At 65.3% G+C, this 16,311-nt stretch carries 16 protein-coding genes; 6 read left to right on the top strand and 10 right to left on the bottom strand.

The annotated features are described in order from the left end of the window. Nucleotides 1–3: 3 nt before the first annotated feature. From VN634_01625 to VN634_01610, 4 genes are all read right to left on the bottom strand, one after another. Nucleotides 4–801 (bottom strand): acetoacetate decarboxylase family protein, encoded by a 798-nt coding sequence (locus tag VN634_01625; protein ID HXC49559.1) that lies wholly within the window; start codon nt 799–801, stop codon nt 4–6. A gap of 115 nt (nt 802–916) precedes the next feature. Then, nucleotides 917–2,122, bottom strand: a complete 1,206-nt coding sequence (locus tag VN634_01620; GenBank protein ID HXC49558.1) for an amidohydrolase family protein — start codon at nt 2,120–2,122, stop codon at nt 917–919. Nucleotides 2,123–2,183: 61 nt separating this feature from the next. Continuing rightward, nucleotides 2,184–3,149 carry a Rieske 2Fe-2S domain-containing protein gene (locus tag VN634_01615; GenBank protein ID HXC49557.1) on the bottom strand — a complete coding sequence of 322 codons (966 nt, stop codon included), beginning with the start codon at nt 3,147–3,149 and terminating at the stop codon, nt 2,184–2,186. Further along, a complete protein-coding gene (locus VN634_01610; protein ID HXC49556.1) occupies nt 3,136–3,864 on the bottom strand; it encodes a TetR/AcrR family transcriptional regulator in 729 nt (242 codons plus the stop codon). Before VN634_01610 ends, VN634_01615 begins: the two co-directional genes overlap by 14 nt. A 132-nt stretch (nt 3,865–3,996) precedes the next feature. Here VN634_01610 and VN634_01605 point away from each other — a divergent pair, with 132 nt between their 5' ends. After that, nucleotides 3,997–5,418, top strand: a complete 1,422-nt coding sequence (locus VN634_01605; GenBank protein HXC49555.1) for a glycosyltransferase family 39 protein — start codon at nt 3,997–3,999, stop codon at nt 5,416–5,418. On the opposite strand, the gene VN634_01600 is transcribed toward VN634_01605, so the two are convergent. Continuing rightward, the gene (locus VN634_01600; GenBank protein HXC49554.1) at nt 5,399–6,991 is read right to left on the bottom strand and encodes an FAD-dependent oxidoreductase; all 1,593 of its coding nucleotides are present in this window, start codon (nt 6,989–6,991) and stop codon (nt 5,399–5,401) included. The genes VN634_01605 and VN634_01600 overlap by 20 nt on opposite strands. A gap of 177 nt (nt 6,992–7,168) precedes the next feature. Here VN634_01600 and speA point away from each other — a divergent pair, with 177 nt between their 5' ends. Both speA and VN634_01590 read left to right on the top strand, forming a co-directional pair. Next, nucleotides 7,169–9,094, top strand: a complete 1,926-nt coding sequence (speA, locus tag VN634_01595) for a biosynthetic arginine decarboxylase (GenBank protein ID HXC49553.1) — start codon at nt 7,169–7,171, stop codon at nt 9,092–9,094. Continuing rightward, nucleotides 9,091–11,316 (top strand): fused MFS/spermidine synthase, encoded by a 2,226-nt coding sequence (locus tag VN634_01590; protein HXC49552.1) that lies wholly within the window; start codon nt 9,091–9,093, stop codon nt 11,314–11,316. The genes speA and VN634_01590 overlap by 4 nt, the downstream gene beginning before the upstream one ends. Nucleotides 11,317–11,438: 122 nt before the next feature. Here the strand turns inward: VN634_01590 and VN634_01585 are convergent, their stop codons facing one another. From VN634_01585 to VN634_01575, 3 genes are all read right to left on the bottom strand, one after another. Next, nucleotides 11,439–11,582, bottom strand: coding sequence for a hypothetical protein (locus tag VN634_01585; GenBank protein HXC49551.1), 144 nt, complete (start codon nt 11,580–11,582; stop codon nt 11,439–11,441). 163 nt (nt 11,583–11,745) lie between these two features. Continuing rightward, complete coding sequence (locus VN634_01580) at nt 11,746–12,432, bottom strand: hypothetical protein (GenBank protein HXC49550.1); 687 nt, start codon at nt 12,430–12,432, stop codon at nt 11,746–11,748. Nucleotides 12,433–12,520: 88 nt separating this feature from the next. Continuing rightward, complete coding sequence (locus VN634_01575) at nt 12,521–13,033, bottom strand: NIF family HAD-type phosphatase (protein HXC49549.1); 513 nt, start codon at nt 13,031–13,033, stop codon at nt 12,521–12,523. A 158-nt stretch (nt 13,034–13,191) separates the two neighbouring features. Here VN634_01575 and VN634_01570 point away from each other — a divergent pair, with 158 nt between their 5' ends. The 3 genes from VN634_01570 to VN634_01560 all read left to right on the top strand — a co-directional run bounded on the left by VN634_01570 (nt 13,192) and on the right by VN634_01560 (nt 14,574). Then, a complete protein-coding gene (locus VN634_01570) occupies nt 13,192–13,632 on the top strand; it encodes a hypothetical protein (protein HXC49548.1) in 441 nt (146 codons plus the stop codon). A 140-nt stretch (nt 13,633–13,772) separates the two neighbouring features. After that, on the top strand, nt 13,773–14,204 hold the full coding sequence (locus VN634_01565; GenBank protein ID HXC49547.1) for a GFA family protein: 432 nt from the start codon (nt 13,773–13,775) through the stop codon (nt 14,202–14,204). Between the two features lie 67 nt (nt 14,205–14,271). Continuing rightward, nucleotides 14,272–14,574 (top strand): hypothetical protein, encoded by a 303-nt coding sequence (locus tag VN634_01560; protein HXC49546.1) that lies wholly within the window; start codon nt 14,272–14,274, stop codon nt 14,572–14,574. Here VN634_01560 and VN634_01555 read toward each other — a convergent pair. Further along, nucleotides 14,562–15,350, bottom strand: coding sequence for a DUF3313 family protein (locus VN634_01555; GenBank protein ID HXC49545.1), 789 nt, complete (start codon nt 15,348–15,350; stop codon nt 14,562–14,564). The genes VN634_01560 and VN634_01555 overlap by 13 nt on opposite strands. Nucleotides 15,351–15,352: 2 nt before the next feature. Continuing rightward, a partial coding sequence (locus VN634_01550; GenBank protein HXC49544.1) for a DUF2950 domain-containing protein occupies nt 15,353–16,311 on the bottom strand: 959 nt, incomplete at its 5' end.

Raw genomic sequence — 16,311 nt, 5'->3', positions numbered from 1 at the left:
GCCTCACAGCTCGAGGCCGTCGCCGGACGTATCGTCGTAACGCTGGTGCAGGAACGGCTCCAGCCACTGGCCGGGAATGCTGCGCAGCACGCGGCCGTTGCTCTCTGCGCTGCCTTCTTCGTATTCCGCCGAGACGATCTCGCGCACGGGCACGTCGGCCACGGGATCGAACGGCGAGTCGTACAGATTGAGGGCAGCGCCGTCGAGCTTCCACGCTCCGGTGTGCTTGTGGCGCCACTCGAGCCGCACCAGAAGCGGATCGCCGTCGAACGCGCGGCTCTTCTCGCACGCCGGAAACGCCTTGTAGCAGTAACCGTACTCGACGAATTCACGGGCCCCGAGCGCAGCACCGATCGTTCCCTTTCCCTCGAGGTACGTCATCCCCATGCGCGTGACTTCGCTCATCACGTTCTGGCCGTCCTTCTTGAACTCGATCGCAGCGATCTTCTTCGGCTCGCCGAAGGTTTCGCGGCCGGGGACGACGGCCTGCTCGGTCGTCATCGGCATCGTCACCAGGTAGATGCCGGCGACGCCCTCGTAGGATGCCTTGACGCCGAAAATCGCCGAGCCGATCTCGAACGTGAAGTCCGGAGACAGGTGGATCGCGACGTGCGAGAACGTCACGCATACGTGCGACGCCGGATCGACCTCGAGCGGCTGCGGCACGAGCGCCGCAGCCACCTCGGGATCGGTCCGGTAGACGAAACGCAGCGAGCGCACGGTGCTCTCGAGGAACTCCGCATTGTTCTGCCGTGCCTTTGCAATCTGATCGGAGGTCTTGACGTAACGCAGCTTCCCCATCGTTGTTCTCCTTGGAAAAATGGGGACAGGTACATTTAAAAAACGTGTGGTATTTCGGGCACGCTATTTTTCGCGCCGCGGAATTGCAGTGGAATTTTAAATGTACCTGTCCCCTTTATTTAAAACTCGCGGTTGCAGGACCTATGCGCGCGGCGATCGGGGCTAGCGCGTCGACGTCGAAGCCGTAGAAGCGCGCGGCGTTGAGGCCGAGCATGGCGGCGACTTCGTTCTCGGGAAGGCCGTCGAACGTTTCATGCACCTGCGGCATCGTCACCGGCCACGTGCCTTCGGGATGCGGATAATCGCTGCCCCACATGATGTTCGAAAGCCCGATCGCGTAGCGCAGCTCGGCTTCGCGGCGTGACATGCACGACGCGCCGAGCGCAACCTGGCGCGCGAAGTACTCGCTCGGCTTGCTCTTGAGATGACTTCGGTAGTCGCCGAGCTTCGCCGAATAGTGCGTTTCCGAATAGCGCTGGTCGAGCAGCGCGAGATACTCCGGCGCCCAGATCGTGGTGCTCTCGGTGATCGCGATGCGGAGCTTCGGATGCCGCTCGAGCACGCCGCCCCAGATCAGGAACGTGAGCGGGCGCACGGCCCACCACACCACCTCGGAAACGTAGATGCCCATCGCGCCCGGCCGCACGACGCCGTCCGGATTGGCGATCGGGCCGAACGCGTCCTCCATCGGCGCGGGGCCCGAATGAAAATGCACCGCGACGTCGTTCGCCACGCACGCCGACCACAGCGGCTCGTATTTGGGATGGTGGTACGGATCGAGATGCCGCCACATGCACGGCAGCAGCACGCCGCCGAGCCCGTTCTTCCGCGCCCACTCGACTTCCTTGACCGCCTCGTCGACGTCCCACAGTGCGGGAACCAGCGCGACGCCGAGACGGCGCGCCGGCGCCATCGATACGAGCTCGGCCAGCCAGCGGTTGTGTGCGCGCGCGCCGGCCCACTGCAGCTCGGGCACGATGCGGTCCTCGACCGGCAGCGACAGGCCCGCGCCGAACGGCGGCGTGTTCATCTCGGTGATTCCGTCGGGGAAGATGATTTCGCCGGCGATGCCGTCCGCGTCCATCACGCGCAGGCGCTCGTCGTGATCCCACGCGCCGGTCAGGGCGTCGCCGACTTCGTCGCGCCACTTGCGGTTGATGTCGTCGATCAGGAACATCTTCGACATCTTTTCCATTTCTGCGATCTGCAGAGGCAGCGCGACGTCGAACAACTCGCGGTACTGCGGATCGAGATAGTTGCGGTACTGATCGGGCGGCAGCCCGGCGTGACAATCCGACGAAATGACGAGGAAGCGATCCATTTCCATATCTCCGTGCTCGATATCTCCGTGCTCCATGTCTCCGCGTGGAACTCCGATAAGCCTACTGCGTCTGCACGGGCTGGCTGTAGAACTGCTTCACCCACTGCCGGAACTCGGCGAGATACGTGTCGGCCTCGCACAAGACCGGCCGCGCGCGATGGACCTTGTTCGACCAGATGCGCAGGTCCTGCATCACGCCGGTCGTCAGCCCGTTCATGAAGTCCTCGCCGGCAAGGTCGACCATGTTGTTGGTCGCGGTCAGCAGCCAGCGCGAGAACGTGCGATCGTGGTCGACCGGGCTGGTCGACGAGAACATCAGAAGCCCCGCGTTCGGAATGCCTTCGGTGCTGACCGCCGACAGTCCGATGCCCCACGAATCGCGGATCAGCGTCGTCTCGAAGCGCCCGTACGGTGTGTCGCGGATCTGCCGGCTCGAGATGCGATAGGCACGCCCGTCTGCGGCGTACGAGATTTCCGACGGCAGCGGCTCGAGGTTTCCGTGCACGAACTGGAAATGAACCGGATCGTTGTTGTTCTCGTGCATGTCCTGCACGTGCACCGGCACTTCGAGCTCGAACGTGCGCGGCTCGGACCAGTCCGCGTGACCGATCTCGGCAAGCAGCGGCACTTCCCACGTCGGCGCCTGGCCCTCGCTGTGATGCCAGACAAAGATCATTCCGTTCTTTTCGCACGTCGGCCACGCACGTACCGCGGCTTTGGCCGGAATCCGCTCGCAGTACGGAATCGACGTGCACTGGCCGGTCGAGCCGTCGTACGTCCAGCCGTGGAACGGGCAGCGCAGGCCGTCTCCGAGCACGCGGCCGCCTTCGCCGAGATGCGCGCCGAGGTGCGGGCAGTACGGATCGAGCACGTGCGCCTCGCCGGAGCGCCCGCGGAAAAGCACCAGGTCTTCCCCGAAGTAGTGGATGCTCTTGACCTGGCCCGCGATGAGCTCCTTGGTCCACTCGACGGCGAACCAGCCGTTCGGGATCGGCAGGATCGAATTTTCCTTGTCACGCCTTGCCATGAAGAGTCTCCTTGCGTGGCACGTTCTTTCGAATCGGTCGCGGGCGCGCTGCGTGCCCCGTGCCCGCCGCTTCGCTCGGACGGCTCGCCTCCGAGCCCTGCGGCGCCAGCGCATCCGCGAGGAACTTCGATGCGGCCCGCGCCCTGGCTGCGATCGGATAATGTTCGAGGTTCGCCCAGTTGAACATCAGCGCGTAATACATCCCGAGAATCGTCTCGGTCAGCGTCTCGCTCGGATGCTTGCGCGTGACTTCTCCGGCGCGAACGCCGTCGGCAACGATCGCACCGAACGCCGCATGCAGCCGTCGCGCGTCGGTGGGCTCGTCGGCGCCCTGTGCGGCATGGATGATCTCGGTCATCAGCTCGCGGTGCATCGGGCCCGCCGCCGATGCGCGCGTCGCGACGCTCTCGAAAAACGCGTCGAGACGTCCCGCCGTCGAGCGGCCGCTTGCGTGCGCAGTCGCGATGTCGTCGAGGAGGAACTCGATCGCCTCGCGCGCCATTGCGCGGACGAGGTCCTGCTTGGCCGGGAAGTGATTGAAGAACGTCTTGTGCGCGACGTCGGCTCGCTCGCAGATCTCGACGACGGTGGTCGCGTGGACGCCGCGCTCTTCGAAGAGGGCCTGCGCGGCATCGATCATCCGCCGGCGCACCTCGAGCTTGCGGCGCTCGCGGCGGCCGGACGCGATCGGAGTCGGGGAAGCGGCGACGCTCACGGCGGCGGACCCTAGTCGCCGGTATACGCCAATGCAAGAGTATACTGCCGGTATATTTATTTTTCCGGCCGCCGCTGCACACTCCCGCCGGACCGACTCGACTCGGGCTCAGCGGTCGCAGATGTTTCCCCAATGACCGGTGCCAAGTCCGCGAGATCGCGCATTTTCGGCGCTCTCGTCCTGTTGATCCTCGCCGCCGGCGCGTACGTGCGCTTCAGCGGGATCGGGCTGAGATCAGTCTGGTTCGACGAAGGCCAGACGCTCGGGATGGTGCAGGTCCCGATCGTCGATCTGCTGCGCCATCTCGACAATCCGGTACTGAACAACCAGGTTTTCTACTACCTGGCGCTGCGGCCATGGCACCTGCTCGGCGACGACATCTCGACGGTTCGCGGCTTCTCGGCGATCTGTTCGATCGTCGCAATCCTCCTCACCTGTCTTCTCGGGCGGCGCCTTTTCGGTATGGCCGCCGGACTCGTCGCGGGCGCACTGCTTTCGATTCACTGGTTTTCGATCCGCTATGCGCAGGAAGCGCGCGGCTACTCGCTCGCGATGATGTGCTCGTGCCTTGCGGCGCTCTTTCTGGCGAAGGCTCTCGACAGCGGTCGTCGCCGCGATATCGCGTGGTGGGTCGTCGCGAGCGGCCTTGCGATGTACTCGCATTCGTTCGCGCTGTTCACCATCGCATTCCAGATCCTTTCGCTGGCTGCGCTCGGCCCGCGCGCGCTGTTTGCGAAAAAAAACCTGCTGATCGGGATTGCCGCGATCACCGCGCTGACGGCGCCGATCCTCTACACGCTCGGCACCGCGTCGCACAAGGTGATCAGCTGGATTCCGCCGGTGACGAGCCAGTACCTGATCTGGCAGACGGGATACCTCGCGGGAGGCGGCTCGGGAGTTCCGTACGTTTACGTAGCCGTGCTGGCAATTCTCGTCGTTCGTATCTTGCGCGAACGCGATCCGGTCGCGCGCTGGGGCGCGACGCTTTTCATCCTGTGGGGTCTCGGGCCGCTCGCGGCGCTTGCCACGATCTCGCTGTGGGGTCCGGTCCTGCTCAACCGCTATCTGGTGATGTCGATCCCGGCGTGGACGCTCGCTGCGGGCGCGGCCGTCGCGAGCGTCCGCCAGAACCGAACGCTGGCACCGGTTGCCTGGGTTCTGGTCGGAGTCATTCTCACTTCCCAGCTGAAAGTCGCCAGCGGGTTTGCCGAGGGGCCACACGAGGAAGACTGGACGACTCCGGCGAACCTCGTTGCCCAGGACGCGCGGCCGGGCGATGCGATCCTGTACGACAGCTCGTGGAGCGCGTTCGCACTCGAATACTATCTGAAGAGGTCCGGCGCGCCGCAGCCGGCACGGCTCCAGCACGGCGAGCTGCTGTTCTCGAACGAGTTCGACAAAGCCGAAGCTTCCGCGGCCGATCGCGTCTGGCTCGTCCTGTCGCGCGAAGACATCGTGCGCGCGATCCGCATCCAGGCGCTGCTCGAAGCCACGCATTCGAAGGTGTCGTCGAAGTACGCCGACGAGGTCCGCATCATGCTTTACGAGCGCTGACGGCCTCCGCTCCGCGCGCATATGGCACGCCGAGAACGGCCGCCGCTGCGCGTTCGCCATCCATCGCCGCCGACACTATGCCGCCGGCGGCTCCGGCCCCTTCGCCGCATGGAAACAGGCCGCGGACTTCCGGATGCATTCCGGTCGAGGCGTCGCGTGGTATTCGCGCCGGCGCCGACGTCCTCGTCTCGACGCCGACGACGACCGCGTCGTTGGTCAGGAAGCCGCGCATGCGTTCGCCGAACAGCCGCAGGCCGTCACGAAGCGCGTGCGCGGCAAAGCCGGGCAGCACGTCGCCGAGCTCGGCCGCGCGGATTCCCGGCGGGTACGAGCACGATGGAAGATCCGTGCTCGCGCGCGCGTCGACGAAGTCCATCAGGCGCTGCGCCGGTGCGACCGCGAGCCCTCCGCCGGCTTCGGCCGCACGCTGCTCGATCGACGCCTGCAGCCGCGCGCCCGCAAGCACCCCGTCGCCGCAAAGCCGGCGCGCGTCTTCGATCGTCGTCTCGACGACGATACCGGAGTTTGCCCAGCGCGAGTTGCGCCTCGACGGCGACCAGCCGTTGACGACGACCTCGTCCTGCGAAGTCGTTGCCGGGCAGATGACGCCGCCCGGGCACATGCAGAACGAGTACACGCCGCGCCCGTCGACGCGCCGGAGCAGCGAGTACGACGCCGGCGGAAGCTCGGCCGGACGCCGCTCGCAGCGATACTGGATCGAGTCGACGAGGGCCTGCGGATGCTCGACGCGGACTCCGAACGCGAACGCTTTCGGTTCGAGCCGGATGCCGCTCTCGTCGAGCATCGCGTACACGTCGCGCGCCGAATGGCCGGTGGCGAGGATGACGGAGCCCGCGACAACGCGCTCCCCGTCCGCGAGCACGACGCCGCGCACCGCGCCGGCTTCCCGCACGAGCCCGTCGACGCGCGCGCCGAAACGAACCTCGCCGCCGCATTCGACGATGGTCCGGCGGATCGCATCGACGACGCGCGGCAGCCGGTTGGTGCCGATGTGCGGATGCGCATCGACGAGGATGTCGGCCGGCGCGCCGTGCCGGACGAGGATCTGGAGGATGCGCTCGACGTCGCCGCGCTTGGTCGAGCGCGTGTAGAGCTTGCCGTCGGAAAACGTCCCGGCGCCGCCTTCGCCGTAGCAGTAATTGCTTTCCGGGTTGACGATCCCGTCGCGGCTCAGCCGTGCGACGTCGATGCGCCGGCCGCGTACGTCCTTGCCCCTCTCGAGCACGATCGGGCGCAGCCCGCCCTCGATCAGGCGGAGCGCGGCAAACAGTCCCGCCGGGCCTGCCCCGACGACGACGACGGGCGGCGCCGAGCGCACGTCGCGAAGAGCGAGCTCGAGGAGCTCCGGCGCGCGCGGCTCCTCATCGATCCAGACGCGGACGCGGAGTTGATAGACGGGAGATCGCGGACGGGCATCGAGCGAACGGCGCAGGGCGGTCACGCCCCGGACGCGCGACGGCGAGACGCCGGCGGCCCGGGCTGCCGCGTCGCGAAGGGCGTCCGGCTGCGTGGCGAGCGAAGGCAGCAGGCGAAGCTCGAGATCCCGGAACATACGAAGTGGCGCCCGCGGGCGGCCTCACGTTGTAGCCCGCACCCGCCCGCAACGCTCGCGGGAAATCGGGGACGGACACTGATTTCGACAAATCAGTGTCTGTCCCCGATTTCGCTTCGCTCCATCGACGGGCTCGCGTCGCTCGACACGACGGGCGCATCGCTTAAGGTGCGCGCCATGATGCAGAACGATGCGACCCGGCGCTGGTCGACCCAGGACGCCGCGGAACTGTACGAGGTCAAGGGCTGGGGCAAAGGCTACTTCTCGGTGTCGGCCGCGGGACACCTGCTCTGCCATCCCCAGAAGGATCCGAACCGCTTCGTCGATCTCAAGCAGCTCGTCGACTCGATGCAGCTGCGCGGCCTCGATCTTCCGCTGCTCGTGCGCTTCAACGGAATCCTTCGGGATCGCGTGCGGGAAATCCACGACGTGTTCGCGCGCGCGATCTCGGATCACAAGTACAACGGCACCTACCAGTGCGTCTATCCGATCAAGGTCAACCAGCAGCGCCACGTGGTCGAGCAGATCGTGCAGATCGGAAAGGAGTACGGGTTCGGCCTCGAAGCCGGCAGCAAGCCCGAAATGCTCTGCGTCGTCGCGATGACCGAAGCCAATGCACCGATCATCTGCAACGGCTTCAAGGACGGCGAGTTCATCGAGATGGCGATGCTCGCGCTCAAGATCGGGCGCAACGTGATCCCGGTCGTCGAAAAGTACACCGAGCTCGACCTGATCCTGAAGAGCGCCGAGCGGCTCGGCGTGCGCCCGCAGATCGGCATGCGCGTCAAGCTTGCCGCGCGCGGGTCCGGACGCTGGCAGTCGTCGGGCGGCCACCGTTCGAAGTTCGGCCTTACGGTCAGCGAGATCCTTGCGGCGTTCGAGGAGCTCAAGAGCCGCGGCATGGGCGACTGCTTCAAGCTGCTGCACTTCCACCTCGGAAGCCAGATCACGAACATCCGGCACGTGAAGGCCGCGCTGATCGAGGCGGCGCGCATCTACACCGAGCTCTACCAGCGCGGCGCGGGCCTCGAATACATGAACGTCGGCGGCGGGCTCGGAGTGGACTACGACGGCTCGCAGACCAATTTCGAATCGAGCATGAACTACACGCTCGAGGAGTACGCGAACGACGTCGTCTACCACATCCAGAACGTCTGCGACGAAGTCGGCGTGCCGCACCCGAACATCATCTCGGAAAGCGGACGCGCGCTTACGGCCTACCATTCGGCGCTGATCTTCGGCTGCCTCGGAGTCGCCGACCAGGGCGGCAGCGCGGAGATTCCGCTTGCCGTGCCGGAAGACGCCGAGCAGCCGCTTCACGACCTGCTGCAGACCTACCAGGGCCTGATGCCGCGCAACCTGCTCGAGAGCTACCACGACGCGCAGCAGGCTCTCGACATCGCGATGAACCAGTTCGCGACCGGCTATCTTCCGCTCGACCAGCGCTGCCTGATCGAAAACCTGTTCTTCGCGACGCTGCGCAAGATCCGCAAGCTGACCGAGCAGCTCGAGTTCGTGCCGGAGGAGCTCGAAGGCCTCGACCTCATGCTGTCGGACACGTACTTCTGCAATTTCTCGCTGTTCCAATCGATGCCCGACAGCTGGGCGATCAAGCAGCTGTTCCCGGTGATGCCGATCCACCGGCTGAACGAGATGCCGACCCATCACGCGGTGATCGGCGACGTCACGTGCGACTCCGACGGCAAGATCGACCACTTCATCGACCGGCGCGACGTGCGGCGCACGCTGCGCTTCCATACCTTCGACGGCTCGCCGTACTACCTCGGCGCGTTCCTGATCGGCGCGTATCAGGAAATCCTCGGTGACCTGCACAACCTGTTCGGCGACACCAATACGGTCCACGTCGACCTGACCGAGGAAGGCGAAGTCGTCATCGGCAGCATCATCAAGGGCGACACCGTCAGCGAAGTGCTCGGCTACGTGCAGTTCCCGAAGGAGCAGCTCGTGCACCGCCTGCAGGTGGCCGTTGACAAGGCCGTGCGTGCGGGTCGCCTCGACCATCTCGAAGCCGGCCGCTTCCTGAAGTTCTACGAGGAAGGCCTCAACGGCTACACCTATCTCGAGGAAGTGCACGGCACGTGAGCCTGGCCGCGCCGGCCGTGGACGCGGCGACGAATACAAAGGGTCGCCTCGCGCTGTGGCTGGCGGTGACGGCGACATTCCTCGGGTCGCTGCTTCTTTTCGCGTTCGAGCCGTACGTCGGGAAGATCCTGCTGCCGTCGTTCGGCGGGACGCCGCTGCTGTGGAACACGTGCATGGTGTTCTTCCAGGTGGCGCTGCTCGTCGGCTACCTCTACGCACTCGCGGTGACGCGGCTTGCGAGCCTTACCGCGCAGATCGCGGTCCAGCTTGCGGTGCTCGCGACGCTGTTCGTCGCGTATCCGGGCTCGGTCGTCCATCTCCCGCACGTAACCGACGCACCGCTCAGGCTGCTGGTCGGGTGGCTTGTCGCCAACGCGCTGCTGCCGTTCGTCGCGCTCGCGGCACTGACGACGCTCGTGCAGAGCTGGTTCGCACGCTCGTCGCATCCGACGGCTGCGCACCCGTACCGCCTCTATGCTGCGAGCAACGCCGGAAGCATGTTCGGGCTATTCGCCTATCCGCTGCTGTTCGAGCCCGAGCTTTCGCTCGGCGCGCAGCGAACGGTGTTTCTCGCGCTGCTGGTCGTGGTGGCCGCTGCAATCGTCGCGTTCGGCGGCGTGCTTCGCCGCGAGCAGCCCGCGCCGGCTGCGCTCGCAACCGACGTCGACCTGACTTCCGGCGGCGTCGAGTGGGCGAAGATCATCGGCCTTACCGCGGTCCCGGCCAGCCTGCTGCTGAGCGTCACCAGCTACATCCTGACCGACATCGCATCGATTCCGTTCTTCTGGACGATTCCGCTCGCGATCTATCTTGCAACGTTCATCGTGGCGTTCGGGCGGCCGCTCTATCCGCTGCCGAACCTGCTGGCGCGCCTGTCGTCGCTCGCACTGATTGCGGTCGTCGTCACGCTGTGCGCCGAGGCCAACTCCCCGGCGATCTTCCTGATTCCGCTGCACCTGATCGTGTTCTTCTACTGCTGCCTGTTCTGCCACGTGCGGGTTACGGCGCTGCAGCCGCCGCCGGCGCTGCTGCCGCAGTATTATCTGGCCATTTCGGTCGGCGGCGCCGTCGGCGGCCTCGTCACGCTGCTCGTTCCGCCGCTTCTGACCGACGGGCTCGTCGAGTATCCGGTTGCGCTCGTGCTCGCATCGATCGTGATGGTGCCGGGAAGCCCGGGCGCACGGTCGGCGCTCAGCCGCGTGCTCGACGTCGTCGTTCCGGCTGCGCTCGTGCTGGTCGGCACGCCGCTGGCGACGCGGATCTCTCCCGACAGCGTCTTCGGACCGGCGCTGCCGTATCTGCCGGCGGCCTTCTACACGCTCGCCGGCAACGAACGCGGGACCGTCTATGCGACGCGGCTCGCGGCGCTGATTGCAACGTCGGTTCTGCTGCCGTCGCCGTTCGGGCACTCGATCTTCGCCGAGCGAAGTTTTTTCGGACGGGTGCGGGTGACGATCGACGAGACCGGTGAGTTCCACCGGGTCGTGCACGGCTCGACCGTTCACGGCATGCAGCGGGTCAGCGGAATGTCCGGCTGCCATCCGGTTTCCTACTATCATCCGGCGGGTCCGGCGGGTCGATACCTCACGGCCGCGGCGGCGACTTCGCCGCCGATGCACGTTGCGCTGATCGGTCTCGGTTCGGGCGCGCTCACCTGTTATGCGCGGCCGGTCGACGAGTGGGATCTGTTCGAGCTCAGCCCGACGATGGCGCGCGTGGCCAGCGACCCGCGCCTGTTCACGTTCGTGACCAACTCGCCGGCGGCGCGCAAGGACATCATCCTCGGCGACGCGCGCCTTTCGATCACCGAGCGCGGAGACAAGCGCTACGACATCATCATCGTCGACGCGTTCAGCTCGGATGCGATCCCGCTTCACCTGATCACCAAAGAGGCGATCGCGACGTACGCGGAACACCTGACGCCGAGCGGCGTGATGCTGTTCCACATCTCGAACCGCTTCTTCCGGCTGCAGCCGGTGCTGGAGAGCGTCGGTGAGCCGTCCGGGTTCGACGGTTACGCGTTCGAGGACCTCAAGCTTCGCGACCAGGACGAGCGCGAAGGAAAAAGCGCTTCAACGTGGATGATCCTGGCACGCCCCGACGAGGGACGCGCGCTTCCGCCGGAATGGAAGCCGGTCAGCGAGCATCTCGAGCGTGCGTGGACGGACGATTTTTCCAATCCGCTCGGCGCACTCGAATGGCACGCGACGGGCGGGAAATAGCACCCGCGAAACTGCGACGGGTCCGCCACGGCGAAACAGCGTCTGTCGCCAGCTGCCAAATAAAAAGCGCGCATCGATTGCTCGATGCGCGCACTCGGTCAGGTTGTTTTTTGCGCGCTCGATCAGAACGCGTGGTAGAAGAGCCCGTACAACGCCAGGATCATCGCGGCGATTGCGAACGGCACCCCAACCCGCCATTCCAGTCGATGTGCGGCCTCGTCGTGGAACATGTCAGGCTGATTGTAGTTCATTTTTGCAGTGTTCATCTGGCACCTCGCTTCGGGCCTCCCTGGAAGCCCGGTGGCGCACTCGCCTTACGGTACTCAAGGTAGGAACCGGACTCCCGCTGTCAACGCGAGATGCGAAATCGGGGACAGACACCGATTTTCGGGAAACTGGCGTCTGTCCCCGATTCCGGGACGATATCCCTCAGAAGATATCGTCGGCGGTACGAAACAGCATGACGAGCTTGATGAAAGCCATCTGCTCGTAGCCGTCGATGCTGTCGTAATCATAGTCGTAACAATGGCCGTGGCCGTCGCAGTAGCTGCTGTTGTCGTCAGTCACGCTGAGGCTGTAGAGAATCTGATACCCGGCCGTCATCCCGAGCGAAATGCGGTCGTTCACGTGGAAATTCAGGCCGATTTCCGGGCCTGCCCCGATCGCGAAATCGAAGTAGTCGCTGTAGCCCGATGGAGTGAAGAAGTCCGTGCTGAGCCGAACGGCCGGTCCGATCCACAGGCGCATGCGGCTGTTGCGGACCAGGCCGAATCCGAACGCGCTGTCGACCGCGATCCCGTCCCCGTCTTCGTCGCTCGAGAATTTGGCCCCGTCGATCTTCACTTTGTAGTCCGCGGAGACATGCTCGTAGCCGACGCTCAGCCGGTAGTTGAACAGCTTGTCCATCGCGACCGCCGTATCGAACGTAAAACCGACGCCGTAGTGGTCTTCTTCGTAGTCGATGTCGCTGTCGCCGTTGAAATCGCAGCCGTCGCATCCGTTGGTGAACTTGCCGTCGAACACGTTCGCGTACTCGAAGTAGGCGCCGTAACCCGCGGCCCGGGCATTCGGTACGACCGCGAGCGCGAGCAGGACCGTCATAAGGGTTCGTTTCATTGCCGGTGGTCTCCTCCGGGCGCGACGGTACCAGCCGTCGAGCCGCGACGGGCATGTACACAGTGCGCCTGACGGACGCACGCGCGTCTCAGTCGGGGTGCTTACGGTAAACTTCGTTGACGTTCTGGTTTTCGACGTCGCTCGCGACCTCGATGACCTCGATGCCGTGACGACGGTACATGTCGCAGACCGGAGCGCGATCGTCGATGGCCAGCGTGACGCGACCGGCCGGCAGCTCGTGCAGAAGGTCCTCTTTCGCGACGAAATCCTGGCGATGGTCGCCCGAGCGCCGCATGAGCAGGCGTGAGAACGGCACGTCGTGCCGGGCGAGCCACGCCAGCGTGCGCGCTTCATAGCTCTCGGGACGTCCGGTGATAATGACGATCTCGCTGGTCTTCGCGAGCTCGCGAACGCGCTCGATGACGGGCGCGATCGGCGTGTCGCGATCCATCGCTTCAAAGAACGCTTTCCAGTTTTTCTTCTTCGGGCCGTTGATGTGGTGCAGACGGTGACGCACGTCGGCGATCGTCCCGTCGATGTCGACGATGACGATCTCGCGTGACGGGTCGGACGAGGATCGCGCTGGCGGGGGTTTATTCATCTCGGCGCGACAGATGACGCCGGATCGACGGTCGTGGCAAGGGATACGAGTGCATGCCGCGAAACCGGCGATCCTCAACCGGGCGAATCGGCAGCGGCACGATCTTGCGCCGATGCATCGGGCCTGCGAATGCTGGAGGCGAGCAAGGAGCTACGATCATGAGAACAATCGGTCTGCTGCTGGCTATGGTTCTCGCCTGCCCTGTCGTCGCCGCGGCGGCGGGTCCGCCTCTCCAGGCGAGCCTTTCCATCGCGATGCCGGCCGAGAATGGAGAGATGCGCTACGACGTCGAGCCCCTCGAAGGCGGCGGAGCCGAGGCGTTCGCGGTCGCGATCAACGGCGACGACGGTCGTACGGTCGAGGTGCGATTCCGCTTTTCGTACTCGATCCCGCCCGACACGATCGCGCTCGACGAGATCGTCGATCATGTGACGGTCGCGACCATCGACGACGCCGGAAACGTGATCGGGAGTGCGCGCCTGCGCACGGGTGAGATCAACGTCAATCCGAACGGACCGTGGATAAGGTACCGTGTGACCCTGTACCGGCCGGAGTCGGCGTATCGCGTGCGGGTGCGCGTGTTCGGCAATTACGAGTAGACGGCAACGACGGCAGTCCGCACGCGGCGGGTGCGAACAGGCCTGCGCCGGCATTTCACGGCGGCACTGGCTTGGTTCGCGAGAAACCGTAATGGTTCGGACCCTGCCTGACGGGCAAGGAATCGAAACGGAGGAAACCGATGGCGAACTCGAGTTACAAAAGCGGCTGCGCGTGTGGCGCGGTGGAAATTGCGATCGAAGGCGATCCGGCCGTGCAGGCGTACTGTCACTGCGATTCGTGCCGGGGATGGCTCGGTGCGCCGATCCACGCCGCCACGCTGTGGCCGACTCCGAAGGTCAACGTCGTAAAAGGCGCCGACAAGCTCGGCGTCTACAAGAAGACCGAAGCCAGCCACCGCCACTTCTGCACGAGTTGCGGCGCGCCGGTGCTGATCCGGCATCCGCAGCTCGGCATGACCGACGTGCCGGCGGGCAACGTGCACGGGCTCCATTATGAGCCCACGCTGCACGTCAACTACGGCGAGAAGGTCATGAACGTGCGCGACGGGTTGCCGAAGTTCAAGGATTTCCCGAAGAGCTTCGGAGGATCCGACGAGACTCTTCCGGAATAGATCGCGCCTCGCGTTTCGTCATCGGCGCTTCGCGTCGCGGACGGACGCGTGGTAGCGTCGCCGTGCGATGAGAGCTTTTCGTTCCACGGCATTTTTCGTTCTCGCAACGGTCCTGACGGCGGCGCCGGCAATGGCCGACTCGCACAAGGGCTGGGGCGATACCGGCTGGAACCACGACAACAAGCGCGACTGCTGCGAAGACGCGATCTGGCTCGCGCAGGAAGACAGCATGAACCTGTGCGAGATGGCGGGCGGCCATCCGAAGGTGCCGTCCGGCAGCTCGCGCGGCCTTTGTGACTGGGATGCGCGCGGCAGTGGTCGCGATCGCGTGTATCGCTGTGTCGGCAGGGCCGACGTTTACTGTCGCTGAGCTTTCGTCGTCAGGCGCGGCTTGAACGTGCCATCACGCAGGGCCGTCAGACGCTCGTCGAGCACACCGGCCCATCGGTCGAACACGCCGCGCACATCTTCCCACGTCGCAACGTTTCCCTTCGGCGACTGGTCGCCGCGACGCACGTCGTAGATCGCCGCGCGAACGGTGCGGGGAGCACGGTGCTTCTTTCCCTGCGGCTTTGAGCCGTCCTGCTCCGACATTTCCGCTTCCAGCGCGCAAGCGCGCACGAAGGCGCGGGTTGCGGGCGACAGCGCACCGCTTCGCGGCGTGACGTCCTTTGCGGGAATCGCGGTCGAATAGAAGTCGACGCTCGAGCTCGGATCCGTCACCAGCGTAAGCGCAAGCTGGATTTCGAGAACGCCCTTGCCGGGCGCGTCGACGATCTCGAACGATCCGGCGAGCCGGCCACGGACTGCCTGGTAGAACGAGTCGGCGAGGAACTGGAGGTCTTCCTCCGGAACGTCGGTGAGCAGCTTGTCGGCGCCGCGCCATACCTCGACGGGACGGAACAGGATGCGGCGGTAACCGGTCCTGTGCGACTCGTCACGGTAAAAACGCAGATCCGGGAACTGCTCGCTCGGAGCAAGCTTCGCATAATCGGAAAGGAAGCCGGACTCGACGGCGGCCGGTGCGGCCGCCGTCTTGCCGGATTCCATCGTGCGTGTGCCCGCGGGGCTGCACCCTGCAACCCCCGCGACCGCTGCAAGCGAAGCCGCAGCGGCAACGCGAAGGAAGCTCGTTCGAATCGTCACGATCAATCGCCCGTCGGGTCCCAGCTGTCGTCCGGATCGTAGGTCGTGATCGCGCTCGCTACAGACTCGGTGTTCTCACCGAGATCCTTCTGGAACACGATGCCCCGGTCGCTGACGAGGAACGTCATCTTGCCGGAGTTTCCGTAGTTCGCCGGCCACGCGACCATTGCGAATCCCTTCGTCATCGCGCCCTTCGCATCGAGGTAGCTCTTTGCACCCTCGGGTGCGTTCGCTCCCTGCGCGGTCAGCATTTTGAAGTAGTAGCCGTGGTACGGCTGCGGTTCGTTGCCGGCCTTGTACCCTTCGGCCGCGGCCTCGGCCACGAGCGGACCAAGCGGGCTCGACGGCTTTCCCGCCGCAACCGGCCAGTACAGGCCGTCGTGCTTGCCCTTGCTGCTGATCACGCGCTGCGCGTAAGCGCCGCCGTGGCTCGCGCCGTATTCGCGCTGCGCATCGACGACCGCGTGCAGAGTCGCCAGCGTCTCGAGCTCGTTGCGACCGACGCGCCTGTTCTCGACTTCCTCGCGTCCGGCTTCGGTGTCGAAGTACCAGCCGCTCCGGCCCTTGACGAGCGGGATCGGAAACGGCCAGGCATCGTCTCCGAGAAGTGCGACCTTCATGTTCGTGTCGAGGTCTTCGAACGCGACCTTCCTGTCGATCATCGCCTTGACCTCGAGCGCGCGGTCGTGATCGGCCACCTCGTCGCCGGAGCGAACCAGATCGTTGGAGCCCGGGCCGAAGATTTCCTCAGTGCGTTTTTCGTCTCCGCCGCCGGCCATCGCACCGACGGCGCGAACGGCTTCCTCCGGAGTAGCGAACGTCTGCTGGCCGGCGGCCGGCGCAGCGCTGTGTCCGCTGTTCATGGTCGAGCAGGCCGACAATGCGGCAAGCGCGATCAGGATCGGAAAGGACTTCAGTGTCGTCATCGTCTTGTCTCTCGTTTTCATGTTGTCCCCCATTC

It is taken from the genome of Candidatus Limnocylindrales bacterium (genome assembly GCA_035571835.1).
Taxonomy (GTDB): domain Bacteria; phylum Desulfobacterota; class Binatia; order UBA1149; family CAITLU01; genus DATNBU01.
This window is presented reverse-complemented; position numbering and strand designations above follow the sequence as displayed.